The organism is Legionella sp. 227, from assembly GCF_043161935.1.
In the GTDB taxonomy this organism is placed as follows: domain Bacteria; phylum Pseudomonadota; class Gammaproteobacteria; order Legionellales; family Legionellaceae; genus Legionella; species Legionella sheltonii.
The window spans coordinates 1419851-1433338 of sequence record NZ_CP171154.1 but is presented as its reverse complement, the minus strand read 5'-3'; the positions used below and the strand labels follow the sequence as shown (position 1 = coordinate 1433338).

The window sequence follows — 13488 nt, the reverse complement described above, 5'->3', positions numbered from 1 at the left end:
TCTTTCAAATTATTTTTACATTTATTATGTGATGCTAATGCCTCTTTTGAAAAATAGCATGACCTAATTCATCAGATTGAACTCAGTACATTCTCATCATAAAATGGCAGTGGTTGTTTAAGCTCGCCAAATATCCATAAGCTTTCAAAGGACACAAGCGATAGAAACCCACATATTGCCATATCTATTACGCACATAAAATAAGATGCGTTCCCATGGTGTACTAGTCATACGATACATGAACACAGAAAATGATTATTTTTGATATATGAAATGGACCTTCAAAATTATTTACTGATACGGCTAATTAACAGTAACCGGTATTGATAATAGTGTTTCTATAGGTGTGTAAATATCAGCAGTCACATCGGGCGTACTTAACGTAACAATTAAAGTATATCTTGCGTTTTTATTTGTATATCCTTTTGCATACATTTCTCGCCACCAACCTGTAACGGGAAAAACAGCTATATGATTTCTTTCAGATAAACTTATAGCAGTACCATGCCAAAGATCAGAATGAATACTCCCTTTGGATCTTAATCTTTCACCAAAAAACCATTCGGCTGTATCAGCTTTAGATGTAACACTTTTTCGCCCAAGCTCATCATCCCAATGCTTTTTATTAATCCTGGTGATAAATTCTTTTTCTGTTTCAAGCGAAGTTTTAATATCAAATCTTAATCCATGGGACGAATATCTAAACTTGTGTTCCCAGCCTCTTCTTCCTGGATTAGGTTCAATAAAATAAGAAAGGGTTACACGCATCTTTACTGGTGTATCTCCTAATGATTGAAGCACCTCTTTAGGCCAGGGTAATTCATGCAGATTTAATTCATTCATTGAATTTGCATCGTATGGTTTTAACACATCCTGTGCAATAAGGGTTAATGAATTGCTTGCACTCCACAAAGCACGCTCAAGATTTGGAACACCATATCCACATATTCTTAATAAGGATGCTCGGTTTTGTTTATTCTCGATAGGATATGATTTTTTCATTGTTTCGGTCCATTCTGCAGAATGAACAATTAAACCACGAATTGTTTCAGGCCAAAAAGTAGGATATTGATTACCAATTATCGCAGCCATATTGGCAATTTGAGCAGTGGCAGCACTCGTATCTGCCATATGAGTGAACATTCTACCGAATATATTATGATAATTGGTTGATAACAATGCTAAGCTTTGAGGAAAATCTACATTTTCTCTACTTTCATCTATAGCCGCATTTCCTCCTTCAAAAACAACATCAGGTTTTATAGGCCATTTATTATTTTCCCAGATTAAAGAAGTAGTATTTGATGGAGCGATATCTCCAGCCTCAGCTAATGGAGACCAATTTTCAAAATTAATTTCTGATATATGCATCTTTTCAGTATATGAACCAACCGTTAAAGCATTCCATGATTGACCTGGATCATGAATACCATCACTTAGATTAGAATTAGGATATTCTATGTAATTCTGATCTTGAGCATTTCCCGCACAAATAATAACTAAATGTTGTTTTTGTGGAATAGTTATTCCTACACAGATGTTATCAACAGCAGCAGACCAGGATGAAGGCTGCCCTCGATCTCGACCATCAGTAGAAGCGACTGCCATACAAATAATTCGTTCTTTATTAGGATTACTTTCTGATACTTTTCTTATTGCTTCTTCAGTTATGTGACCATATAAATCCGCATGATTTTGCATATTTGGATGTAATATCTTTACAGACTCTAAAGAGCAAGGCACTACAATCTTCTGAGTACTTAAAAGCATGGTACTTAAATCACCATATAGAACAAGACCTGCCATTGCCGTTCCATGACCATCCTGATCATTAGTCGGCCATTCTTGATTAATTGCATATGTATGCTCAGATGCTAAAAATGGTCTAATTAAGGGATGAGTATTTGCAACTCCTGTATCGAGAACACAAACTACTGGACTATTATCGTTTAACGGCTCTATAAGATTGAGAATAGATTCTACCCATTCTCCTTGTTCATTATTGGACATTTCTAAAAAATCTTTTGTCGTTTCTTTAGCTCTTCTTATTTCTGCAAGATAATTTATAGTTTCAAGTGACTCGGATAATATTGCTGCAGTCGTATAAGCCAAAACCACATAGCGCCCAAAACACTCCTGTATCCTTGGGCTTACATTAATTTTTTGTTCCTTGGCAAATTTTAAAAATTGCGGAACAGCATCCGGTTGACCTCTTAACCATATTTCCCACCAAATTGCCTCATTTTGTGCTGGAAATAGCTCTTCTATATCAGTCCATAATGACTTTAATGCAGCGAGTTTAATATTATTTATACTACAAACCAAATCATTATTTTTGGGCTTACCTGTTTTTGTTTCCTCATTTTTATATTGTTCAATCTTTTTTATAAAAACAGGTAACTTACCTTCAGGAACAAATACAGTGGCATTAATCAACTCTTGGCCATCGTCTAGTTTGCTTTTTTTAACATTTAATAACTCAATATTACTTGAGGGAAGATCAAGTTTCTTTAAATCCAAATTAAACCCTGGTGAACTTTCAAACTCTAAAAAAAGCCCCTCAGATTCTATAGTTTTCGATTGTCCAATATTTTCTTTTAGCTTCTCATCATAAATTCGAGTAATTTGAGATAAAAGATGATCTGCATGTTGAGAACGATTACGATTAGGATATTTAACTCGAGGGAATTGATTTGGCGAAGTATAGGATTGCGCAACAGCAGAACCTTTAAGTAAGAAATGAGTAAGTTTGCTTTTATATATTGGCATTAAATATCTCTTTTATGAATTAAAATTTGCTCCTCTATACTATGCACTAATATATCCATAGATAACTTTATTGATTCCTCATTTAAAATGACATGTTTGATTGCGTTTTCACAAGCTTTACATATCTCTGCGAAACTTAATCCTTTACTTATATCGGCCAAAATTGAAAAATTAATATTTTTCTTATAAAACATTGTTAAATAATTTTTGAAAGTATCTTCTGCTAATTTTTTATCTGGAATAGTATATTCTATAATATCATCAAATCTTCTAAACAAAGCTTTATCTAACAAATCAAGATTATTAGTCGCAGCTAATATAATGCTTGTTGAATTGCTTTGTTCTATAAACTGCAGAAAAGAGTTCAATACTCTTCGAATTTCTCCAACGTCATTTTGAGAGGTTCGGTGACTTCCAATTGCATCAAACTCATCAAAAAAATAAATTCCTTTAACTCTATCAATACTATCAAAAATTATTCTTAGTTTTGCTGCGGTTTCTCCCATATATTTTGTGATTAAACCATCCAAAAGGATGGTATAAAGAGGAAGATTTAATTCACCAGCTAAAATTGAAGCAGTGAAGGTTTTCCCTGTCCCTGGAGGGCCATAAAGCAAAACTTTTCTTCTCGGTTGTAAACCATATTCTGCCAGTTTAACTCGTTGTCTTTGCTCTAATATTATGCGTCTTAATCTATTAATTCTGTTTTCGGGAAATATAAGCTCTGCTAATTGATTCTTAGGATATGAAACTGAAAGCAGACCAGCAAGTTCACCTCTTGGTTGGCTTATATTCGAAATTGAGCTAGATTTTTCTAATTCGGGGCTTTTTTCTTTGACCTCATCTATTAACACCCTTAGTTCATGTGCTAAACGAGAGTGTCCCTGTCGAGCTGCTTGAGCAGCCATTTGCATAGCAACAGAATAAAAATGGCTATCATCTCGACCTGCGTGGCTTTTAATTAAAGCTTTAATTTGTTCAGCGGTAGCCATTTCTTCACCACAATATCTAAGGAATAGTTTAATTTTAGCGAAGTTATATTATATTTGCATCGTTTTTATGTGTATGTATTATAAAGATTGCTATTTGTAGCAGAAAAGTAAAGCATACGTTTTATCTATTGCCATAGCCGATAAAGGCTCAAAGGAAGATAAGATAAAAGGTATAAGGTATGACAAGATATTAATAATCCGAAATTAGTGTGTTAATTGGAGGAAATAGCTCACCAACCTCAATATTCAAACACTTAGCAATTTGAATTAAATTAAGTGCTGCAATATTACGCTCACCTCGCTCAACACCGCCCATATATGTTCGATCTAACCCTACTTCTGCAGCAAAACTTTCTTGAGAAAAGCCTTTTGCTTTGCGTAAGTTACGAATTTGATAGCCAAGTTTTATTAATGATGGATGTTTTTTTCTCATCAATAAAGCATAAGTTTGGTATACTCATCGAACCACGGACTATGAGTATCAAACATTAAGTTTGAATTCGATTTAAGCATTTAGTAAACGACTTCACATAAATACTAACAATAATTCAATACGGATTTTGTCAAAAATAATCGGTGGCTAAGGAACTTGTGTCATTAGGCTTTCAAGTTCTAGTTGATAATACAAAAATTAATTGAGTAACATGCAATGAAAACAACATTAAAACATATCCTTCTGAGCCTTATTCCTTCATTAATTCTGGGTTTAGGATTTTTTTTCCTTATATGCTTTTTGAATGGAATGGATGAAGCAAAAAATACCTCTCCTATGTGGATAGTTATCAGTGTTGTAGGGTTTATATTTCTATTTGTTTCATCGAATAAAGGACAGAATATTTTTGGTCAATTTCTTAGATATTCTGCCTATGAATGTTGGATTTCTCCATTATGTGCTCTCATTTATATAATCAAATCAATTTTACAAACAAAAAATAGTCTAAGTAACATAGGTGTATTAGCCACTGGATTTGAGGGTATTTTCTTAATTTTAATTTTTGGAGTTGTGGGTGGGTTATGCGGTCTAGTTCTTTACCTAATCAGCAATTCAATCCTTAAAAAAGCCAATCAACAAGTTCAAATTCCTAATCAGGAAATGATAGCAACACCCCAAATGTTTTATAAAAAAGCAAGAGAAGAGAAAATCTTAAACATTTTACAATGGTTTTGTCCTACATTTGTAATCCTGATTCTCATCTTTATGATTGCGAACAAGCTAACTGTACAAAAGGAAGTAATTACTAACGATCCAAATGTTTCCCTACAGAGAGGCTATGTTCTCAATTCTAAAGAATTAAAAATCTTAGATATATTATTTAAAGACGATATGACAGGTTTTGTAAAAGGTAGTCCATCACTACTAGAAAAGAATAAGAAACTATTAACCGTATCTGTTGGCCAAATAGCTAAAGACTATGATGAAAATCAGGTTGCAGCCGATCAAAAATATTTTAAAAAACTGCTCAGACTTTCTGGGCAGATTGAAAGCATTAATAGTGGATTAGGTAATGAACCTTATATTACTTTGAATGGTATAAATTCATTTTTATTGCCCCAAGCTCACTTTAAGGAGAGTAATACAGCCAAAATTGCTAAGTTAAGGAAAAAGCAACAAGTATATCTAGTATGTACAGGTAACGGTGCGATTATGGGTATACCCACGTTTAAAGATTGCCAGTTTGCTAGAGATTATGCTGAAAAAGAAATTACAGAAATAAAATCAGAGCTGGAGGATTTCCTAGATGGTAAAAAAGATACATCAGAAATAATAGCACATATTGCAATTCTTCCGATTGCTATAACAAGGGCATTGCCACAAACCTCGGTTTGTTTTTCAGACGGTAGGCAACAATGTTTAAAAGAAATAAGAGATGTTACACACAAGAAAAATTTTATCAAAATAACCAAAAAAGTGGTTAATGAATTAAAAAGATCAGGAGTACAGGCCTCAGATATGAGATTCAGATCAAATTCATAAGCGGTGTGATTCATAGAAATCATTTCAACTAATTTACAGTATTCATGATCTATCAATAACAGGTTAAAATGAGAAAAGAATGGATTAACTTGTATCTTTAGAGGCGCAAAGTATATCGAACTATTTGGGAGGAAAGGTTGAACTAAGGTAGTCATCCTCTCATAATCTGCTGATATATTTTAGATGCTTCTATAGGGCATTTAGTATTAATGCTAAGATCATAGTTCACACTTTTAGCTTGTTCATCAACTAAACTTCTTAGTCTTTCAGCATTTTCGATACTAATTCGACCATCGAGTGCTGCTTGCAATATATCTTCTTGCATCTTAGTTTTATTTTTTTGAAATTGAATCCCCGTTGATTCATGATTTGCTTTAGGTATCAAACGTTCAATACAAAGACGTAAAGCTGTTATCTCTCCTTCTAATGCAAGCTCAATCAATTTATTAATTAAACTCTCAGCATGTAGATCTAACATTTTGGCCAATTCTGTACGTTTATTAAGCGTTCCCTTCCGTCTACCATGGGGGTTACCTGATTGTCCTTTTATAAAAGTCATGGCTTGCTCCTAGCTTGTTGTTTACAAGCACTTTAGCTCTGAATTATACCTTAATTCCTAAAGTCCATTTAATAATTAATTGGTTCCGCCAACCGCCAAGTATCCGCCGTGTGTCTTTTTAATAGATTGGCGGACTCCATAAACAATACCCCTATAGTATTCCGCCAGATACTATAGGGGTATGGGGAGTAGCGAGCGAAGTATTAATGAATAAAAAACTAATTTCCATTTGCCTAGGTTATCTGCTCCTTGTTAGTAGATGGAGGGTATAAAGAAGAAATAAGATTTTGAGCTTTATCCGTGAGTTTGTATCGCTTACGATTCTTCGAATCGAGATTTTTATATTCTTCTCTTCTCAATAGCCCTGTGTTTTCTGCATGTAATAAAATACTTTTCATTTGTTTATTATCACATATCGATTTTGGAAATTCAGGATGATCTTTTAATGCTTTAAAAGTATTTGGACGAGCATTATTTGCAGGAGAAATAAAATCATCTTGTTTATAGTACCTATCAATGAGCTTCAACACGATTTTAAGATTTGTTTCAAAAAGATCATTGTTGGACTCATTATTGAGAACTAAAACATAATCAGCAGAAAATGTCATACTGATAGGTTTGGAAAGTTGTCCATGATTTGACTTTTGATGTTCTAGTTTCAATCCTCCCTTATCATCTTTAGTGAGATATAAGCGTGATCGAGCTGAATTATTCCAAGCGGTTGAGCCGCTATAACCTTCTGAGTTGTAATCGCCCTTCGCTTTATTCTTATCTATATGAGAAAGTAATAGTACTGTTCCCAATCGCTTAAGTGCACATAGAAATCCTTGCACTTGAGAGCGGCTATTTTCATTACCATCAAAGGTATCACTAGCATTGTCAATGATAATTACATCTGTCACAAATGCTTGGGTACATGCTAGTAAACTAAAATATGCATTTGTTGCTTTGGTTTCTTGATATATATAAGGGCTTTCTGTAGCATCAATTAATTGGATATTTTTCGCAACTTCTTTAGGATCTAATTGCATTTGTCGACAAATTTTTTGAAATCTATGTCTAATGATTTCATTTTTGTCCTCTCCTGAATAGAATAGAACACGACACTTTTCCACATCCTTACCCATAAATGAATAGCCAGTAGCTAAACAGACGGCTGCTTGGAGTGCTAACATAGACTTTCCAGTGCCACCATGAGCAGATAGTAACGTTAGTTCTCCAGCAGGTAACAGTTCTGCGATCAAAAATTGTGGTGGCTTAGGTGGATTAGTAAATACGTCTGAAACAATAATTTCCGACCATCCAAGTAGTAGCGGAGGGATTAATTGAACTTGGTTATCTGGTAATCGTTTAAATATCTCTTTTGGGTCAGGTCCCGTTCTAGGATTAATCCAGCCTTTTTTTTGTGCGTACGCAAATACTGCTTGATAACCGGTATTATCCCCTGAAAATCCACCCCAGAGAGCAAGATCGCTATCACCCATATATTTATCACTGGTAGCACTCCATTCAGCCCATAACTCATAACCACCCTCTACCCAGCGTAACGCATGTCCAATTGCAATCCAAAGCCCACGTTCATCAGCTGGCATTGAGAACAATGCGGAACGAAGGTCTTGCATTTGCTCAGATGATAACTTAGTCAAAGTTTTTGATGCATTCGAGATTTTTGGAATGTTTTTTTTCTGAGTATCTATACTCGTTCCATGCATAGGGCATAATACTTGCTCTACATAATTTGCAAGGCATATGGGCTGTGTGGGAGCATCCAACCCCAACCATCCGTTAATTGCGTTGCCTGTAATCGTGAAATACCTACCATGACTATAGCTTTCAATGCTAGTTCCATTGCTTGCTAATGTGATGAAGTCTCGACCGTAGCCTAAGGCATGCCAACCCTTTCCACTCGGGCTTAACTCTACATATCCCGGCGGTTTGAGTATATATAGCTCGTGGTTACTCCAAACATCATCTAAATCAATCCCTTGCCAATACCCTCCCTTGCCATCAGCACCAAGCGCGAAACCTAAACCAGTGTAAGCACCTTTTGCATAGACATCATACGTTTCATCAAAGCTTACTAATTGTGCTAAGTCTTCTTGAGTATCAGTTTTTCCTCGTTTTTTCCCATTTGAATAATAAGGAACTTTATTATTATGAAGTAACCATCTTCGACAATCTGGTTTTGTCATATACTCTGGAAGTGTGTTGCGAAGATCTTCACGCCGTTTAATAGGCATATCCCTATGCATACACGTGGCGTTCTGAATGTTATTAGGCATTATATTTGGAATATCCATATCCAACACCTCCCAGTCTTAAAAACTCAACTATAGGAGTTATGTCACATTCCTTTGGAAAAATTTTATATTTTGCTTGGCTTAAGTCACACCATAACATTCCACATCTGCAATCTATATCATCAAATAAAAGAGGTGAAAAATATGCTCCTGCACCAATAATTGCCAAAAACCCCTGCGATGCTGGTATTAAACACAAGATTAGTTTAAAACGGGACACATTTTCTTTTATCCAATGATAAGCTTCACTACGAAAAGTTATGAGTTGAATGTGAGAGTTATTCATTTTTTCTCCCCCAACTCTGATCTTAGAGATTCAACTAATGGGTGCAGATTTCCTACTTTGTCTATGAGCTTGATACTTGAAGGTATTAAGTCGCATGGTCCAAGACACATACAATATATCTCTCCTTCTCGAATGAATGGGGAAAAATAAGGGCCAATTCCGTATACTTCAGTATCAGATTCTATGTGATGGTATTTTTTAAGATTTACCTCATAAATACCTATATATTCACAAGCGGGTTCACGGATCAATATGAATTGCAGATATTTGCGCTGAGATTTATAATTGTAAGTGTTCTTATAGCCTGTTTTTTCTGTCGAGAAGTTGGGGTTTTTCATTACACAGTCTCCATTGGCTTACGAAATTCTGCAATTCGAGCACTAACCCACTCTTGAACCTCTGATTCTATCCATGCTACGGACATTGATCCCAATGAAATAGGCTTGGGAAATTGGCCTTGTTGCATTAAATAGTAAATTCTTGAGCGTGATAACGTCGTAATATCTTCAACAGTTTTACGACGGATTAGGGTTGGGGGTGTATTGGTTTTTATCATTTGTATTCCTTAAGTATTTTAGGGAATACGTATTTAATAACGGATGTCTTGGTATACCCAAAGGGCTTACCAAGATTATTTAATTTTTCTAATAGATTTTCGGATGGATTGTGTTGCTTCTGCAGGTAGATTTAGACGCTTTCTTATTAATTCAGCAACATCTTTTTTCTTACGCTTTCTTTCTGGATCGATTTCCTTATCAATCTTATCCCACAAAATATGATCTTCTGGGGTATACTTAATTGTTGCATCAGTGGCTTTTTTCTGGTTTTTACGCAGCGGTTTTACTCTTAGAGTATTAATATCTATTGCTAGCTGAGTCACTAGCTCTTGATACATTGCTAATACTTCAGATCTAAGTGTCTCTGCCCTTTCTGGATTGTCTTTTGAGCCTAAAGCAATCTTAAGATTTGCATTTTCTTTTGCCAAAAACAAAATGTATCTATTCTGCATATTCGCTCTAGCAAACGCCTCTGCCGTAAGGTTTAAAAGAGCATCTTTCGAAAGTTTTTCTGCCTTGAGCTGCTCCTTAATTTGGCGTCCTTCATCAGATCCCTTTTTTTTACAAAACTCAAGTTCTTCTAAAGAATTACGCATGTTTACTTTCCCTTTAAGTTATCCAGATAGTCCGCCCACTCTTGCATCATAACTCTGCGTTCTGGCAGGTGTGATGTTCGGTTATATGCACGTCCATTAGGATCACGTACCGCATGAGCCAGTTGGTGTTCAATGTAATCCGGCCTGATATGCAGAATTTCATCAAGCAATGTTCTCGCCATCGCACGAAAGCCATGAACACTGATTTCATTTTTAGTAAATCCCATACGACGTAAAGCGAAATTAAGTGTATTTTCGCTCATAGGGCGGGTGCTGGTTTGCTCGCTAGAAAATACATATTTTCCATGGCCTGTCAGAGGATAGAGCTCTCGCAATATAGCCACAGCTTGTTTTGATAAGGGAACTAAATGCGCAATACGCATTTTCATTCGATCTGCTCTAATATTCCATTCAGCAATATCAAGGTTAATCTCATTCCATTCCGCCGCTCTTAACTCACCTGGTCGTACAAACACAAGTGGCGCAAGTTGCAAAGCACATTTTGTAACAAAACTTCCATGGTAGTGATCAATCGCTCTTAACAACTCTCCAATAGCTTTAGGATCAGTAATTGTTGGAAAATGTTTCGTTTGAACTGGTTGTAACGCCCCCTTTAAATTAGGTACAGGATCATGTTCTGCTCTGCCTGTTGCTACAGCATAACGAAATATCTGACTGCAATTTAACAAAGCCCTGCGAGCAGTTTCTTTAACTCCACGTTCTTCAATTCGTCTTGCAGCGATTAGTAATTGTTGTGCTGTAATAGTGGAAATTGGTGATGCGCCAAGCCATGGAAAAATATCTCGTTCAAGACGGCGAATGATTTTATTTGCATGAGAAGGAACCCATATACTGGATTGGTTAACAAACCATTCACGCGCTACCACTTCAAAACTATCAATATTTTGAGTCGTTTTAGCACTTTTGGCAGCTTTTCGAGTTTCGCCGGGATCAATACCATTTGCCAGAAGTTTACGTGCATCATCTCGCTTTAAACGAGCATCAGCCAAACTTATTGTTGGATATACACCTAAAGCTAAGGTTTTTTGCTTTCCATTAAAACGATAAGCAAGACGCCAATATTTCTTGTTATCAGGATTAATCAGTAAAAATAATCCATGTCCATCAGAAAGCTTTAGTGGCTTGTCTAATTCTCTTTTTTGTTTTACTTCTGCGACTGTTAGCTTCATTTTTATTTTTGTTGGTATCTAAGTGTGTTGGTATCGGAAATACCAACGTATAGTACCAACAAATAAAGCAGGACATCAAGGGAATTATCAGGATCACTAAGGAAGGGTTATTTCATAAAACTCAGTCTTTACAAGGAATGGAAAGACTTTTCAGGAACATCTAAGATTAAGTTATGGTGGAGGCGGCGGGAATCGAACCCGCGACAATTTTTTGTAACGGATTGATTTTTATAGGCTTAAATTATTACTTTCTAATTTTGGGACGTAAATGGGGCATTTTTGATGCTCCTTGTCTATCATCTTAATCACAATCTGTGCTCTCAAGTATAATTCTCTTAACTTGAAAAACATTCTTGATTTTCTGCAATTTGCTCTCCGAACTTAACAAAAAATGTTAAGTTTATAAAGTGAATCGCATTGAGAGCATTATAAACGCAATCAATTATTTTAATCATCTGGCCACGAAGGACAAAGATATTTTATGGAAGACATCTTTCATAAAATAGTTTAATGTATATTATTATTTGCGTTAATAGACTTAATGTTAATTATAGTATACATTAAGTTATATTGCTTGTTTTTTAACTTAATGTAACTTATTATTTACGTTAAGATACATAATGTAAAATATAAAATACGTTAAGAGTTAAAAACATGAGTAAAAAAACACATTTACCCATCCCAGTGCAGAAAGTTTTAAGAACCCTGGGCAAGAACATTAGTGATGCGCGACGCCGTCGTCGTATCGCTATGGAGCTTATGTCTGAACGCTGCGGTTTTTCTCGGCTCACTTTATCCAAGATTGAAAAAGGCGATCCAAGCGTATCCATGGGTTCGTATGCATCTGCTCTATTTGTTTTAGGTATGTCTGAGCATTTGACAAACGTTGCTGATGTTTCTCACGATATTGTGGGGCGTGAACTTGAAGAAGAAAGTCTCCCGAAAAGAATTAGAATGCCCCAAGGCAATAAAGGGGACGCAAATGAGTAGCCAACAAATTTATGTTTCGATTGATCTTGGCGAAAAAACGCACAAGGTCGGCAAGCTCTGGTTTCATCAGCGTAACGCCAGGCAAAGTGCATCCTTTGAATATGATCCTGACTGGCTGAAACATTCGGAAAAGTTCGCTCTTGATCCAGCTCTTCAGTTAACATCTGGAGCATTTCATACCACAGCAGACCAGATATTATTCGGTGCTATTGGTGATTCCGCGCCAGATCGCTGGGGTCGCGTGTTGATGCGCCGAGCAGAAAGTGTGCGCTCAAAATCAATGGGAGAAGCACCAAGAACACTGTCAGAAGTAGATTATCTGTTAGGCGTTAATGATGAAATTCGTCAGGGTGCTTTACGTTTCTCGCTAAAAGATGGCGGGCCTTACTTAACTCCCAAAGATAAAGAAAGCATCCCGCCTTTAATCGATCTCCCTAGACTTTTTTCTGCAACTGAACGTTATCTCAATGACGATGAAACAGCTGAAGATTTGAAAATATTATTGGCACCTGGGTCGTCTCTTGGTGGGGCGCGGCCAAAAGCATCAGTTAGAGATAAAGACAGCCATCTTGCGATCGCTAAATTTCCCAAAAAAGATGACGAATTTAACGTGGTCGTCTGGGAAGCTGTTGCGCTGAGCCTTGCAGAAAAAGCTGGTATTAAAACAACGGAATGGCGTTTGGAAACAATCTTGGGAAAGCCAGTGCTGCTTTTGCGCCGTTTTGACCGTCAAGCAGGCCAACGGATTCCATTTCTTTCTGCAATGAGTATGTTGGGTGCAAAGGATAATGACCCTCACAGCTATCTTGAAATTGCTTATGCCATTACACAACACGGCGCAAGCCCAAACAGTGATTTAGAAGAGCTGTGGCGCCGTATCATCTTCACCTTACTGATTTCAAACACAGATGATCATTTAAGAAATCATGGTTTCTTATATGAACGTCATAAAGGTTGGAGATTGTCACCAGCCTATGATGTCAATCCTACCCCCGTTGAAATTAAAGCACGGATGTTATCAACTTCGATAGATTATGATGATCCAACAGCATCTATTGACTTGGCGCTTTCCGTCATTGATGAGTTTCGGATAAAGAAAGCAAGAGCGATTGAAATTATAAAAGAGGTTGTACTAGCTGTCAGTGAATGGCGATCTGTTGCTGCCCAATTTGGTTTAATAAAGAGTGAGATTGACCGCATGGCTTCAGCTTTTGAACATGAAGATTTGAAGAAAATCTAGCACAAAAACATTCATCTGAATTTTTCATTCATGA

12 protein-coding genes are annotated in these 13488 nt (G+C 36.2%); 3 read left to right on the top strand and 9 right to left on the bottom strand.

The features are described from left to right. Positions 1-303 precede the first annotated feature (303 nt). The 3 genes from ACF8MK_RS06175 to ACF8MK_RS06165 all read right to left on the bottom strand — a co-directional run bounded on the left by ACF8MK_RS06175 (position 304) and on the right by ACF8MK_RS06165 (position 4194). Complete coding sequence (locus tag ACF8MK_RS06175) at positions 304-2520, bottom strand: S8 family peptidase (RefSeq protein WP_392538591.1); 2217 nt, start codon at positions 2518-2520, stop codon at positions 304-306. A 248-nt stretch (positions 2521-2768) separates the two neighbouring features. Next, complete coding sequence (locus tag ACF8MK_RS06170) at positions 2769-3761, bottom strand: AAA family ATPase (RefSeq protein WP_392538590.1); 993 nt, start codon at positions 3759-3761, stop codon at positions 2769-2771. 190 nt (positions 3762-3951) lie between these two features. Then, entirely contained in the window at positions 3952-4194 is a 243-nt protein-coding gene (locus ACF8MK_RS06165; RefSeq protein WP_392538589.1) for a helix-turn-helix domain-containing protein, read from the bottom strand. Positions 4195-4410: 216 nt separating this feature from the next. Here ACF8MK_RS06165 and ACF8MK_RS06160 point away from each other — a divergent pair, with 216 nt between their 5' ends. Then, positions 4411-5736, top strand: a complete 1326-nt coding sequence (locus ACF8MK_RS06160) for a hypothetical protein (protein ID WP_392538588.1) — start codon at positions 4411-4413, stop codon at positions 5734-5736. 151 nt (positions 5737-5887) lie between these two features. Here ACF8MK_RS06160 and ACF8MK_RS06155 read toward each other — a convergent pair whose 3' ends face one another. The 6 genes from ACF8MK_RS06155 to ACF8MK_RS06130 form a co-directional block, all read right to left on the bottom strand. Next, positions 5888-6295, bottom strand: a complete 408-nt coding sequence (locus ACF8MK_RS06155) for a DUF5681 domain-containing protein (protein ID WP_392538587.1) — start codon at positions 6293-6295, stop codon at positions 5888-5890. A gap of 233 nt (positions 6296-6528) precedes the next feature. Then, complete coding sequence (locus ACF8MK_RS06150; RefSeq protein WP_392538586.1) at positions 6529-8595, bottom strand: AAA family ATPase; 2067 nt, start codon at positions 8593-8595, stop codon at positions 6529-6531. After that, the gene (locus tag ACF8MK_RS06145) at positions 8570-8881 is read right to left on the bottom strand and encodes a hypothetical protein (protein ID WP_392538585.1); all 312 of its coding nucleotides are present in this window, start codon (positions 8879-8881) and stop codon (positions 8570-8572) included. The genes ACF8MK_RS06150 and ACF8MK_RS06145 overlap by 26 nt, the downstream gene beginning before the upstream one ends. Before the next feature lie 337 nt (positions 8882-9218). Further along, positions 9219-9437 carry a helix-turn-helix transcriptional regulator gene (locus ACF8MK_RS06140; RefSeq protein WP_392538584.1) on the bottom strand — a complete coding sequence of 73 codons (219 nt, stop codon included), beginning with the start codon at positions 9435-9437 and terminating at the stop codon, positions 9219-9221. Positions 9438-9512: 75 nt separating this feature from the next. Beyond that, complete coding sequence (locus ACF8MK_RS06135; protein ID WP_392538583.1) at positions 9513-10034, bottom strand: hypothetical protein; 522 nt, start codon at positions 10032-10034, stop codon at positions 9513-9515. A gap of 2 nt (positions 10035-10036) precedes the next feature. Further along, entirely contained in the window at positions 10037-11224 is a 1188-nt protein-coding gene (locus tag ACF8MK_RS06130) for a tyrosine-type recombinase/integrase (protein ID WP_392538582.1), read from the bottom strand. A gap of 654 nt (positions 11225-11878) precedes the next feature. Here ACF8MK_RS06130 and ACF8MK_RS06125 point away from each other — a divergent pair. Then, a complete protein-coding gene (locus ACF8MK_RS06125) occupies positions 11879-12214 on the top strand; it encodes a helix-turn-helix domain-containing protein (protein WP_101898881.1) in 336 nt (111 codons plus the stop codon). Further along, positions 12207-13454: a type II toxin-antitoxin system HipA family toxin gene (locus ACF8MK_RS06120; protein ID WP_101898882.1), complete on the top strand. Its 1248-nt coding sequence runs from the start codon at positions 12207-12209 to the stop codon at positions 13452-13454. Before ACF8MK_RS06125 ends, ACF8MK_RS06120 begins: the two co-directional genes overlap by 8 nt. Positions 13455-13488 lie beyond the last annotated feature (34 nt).

Bases quoted from the DNA above. Each gene is read 5' to 3' on its own strand.
- ACF8MK_RS06150 (WP_392538586.1), bottom strand. From the start codon at position 8,595: ATGGATATTCCAAATATAATGCCTAATAACATTCAGAACGCCACGTGT.
- ACF8MK_RS06120 (WP_101898882.1), top strand. From the start codon at position 12,207: ATGAGTAGCCAACAAATTTATGTTTCGATTGATCTTGGCGAAAAAACG.
- ACF8MK_RS06140 (WP_392538584.1), bottom strand. From the start codon at position 9,437: ATGATAAAAACCAATACACCCCCAACCCTAATCCGTCGTAAAACTGTT.
- ACF8MK_RS06130 (WP_392538582.1), bottom strand. From the start codon at position 11,224: ATGAAGCTAACAGTCGCAGAAGTAAAACAAAAAAGAGAATTAGACAAG.
- ACF8MK_RS06170 (WP_392538590.1), bottom strand. From the start codon at position 3,761: ATGGCTACCGCTGAACAAATTAAAGCTTTAATTAAAAGCCACGCAGGT.
- ACF8MK_RS06165 (WP_392538589.1), bottom strand. From the start codon at position 4,194: ATGAGAAAAAAACATCCATCATTAATAAAACTTGGCTATCAAATTCGT.
- ACF8MK_RS06135 (WP_392538583.1), bottom strand. From the start codon at position 10,034: ATGCGTAATTCTTTAGAAGAACTTGAGTTTTGTAAAAAAAAGGGATCT.
- ACF8MK_RS06160 (WP_392538588.1), top strand. From the start codon at position 4,411: ATGAAAACAACATTAAAACATATCCTTCTGAGCCTTATTCCTTCATTA.
- ACF8MK_RS06125 (WP_101898881.1), top strand. From the start codon at position 11,879: ATGAGTAAAAAAACACATTTACCCATCCCAGTGCAGAAAGTTTTAAGA.
- ACF8MK_RS06155 (WP_392538587.1), bottom strand. From the start codon at position 6,295: ATGACTTTTATAAAAGGACAATCAGGTAACCCCCATGGTAGACGGAAG.
- ACF8MK_RS06145 (WP_392538585.1), bottom strand. From the start codon at position 8,881: ATGAATAACTCTCACATTCAACTCATAACTTTTCGTAGTGAAGCTTAT.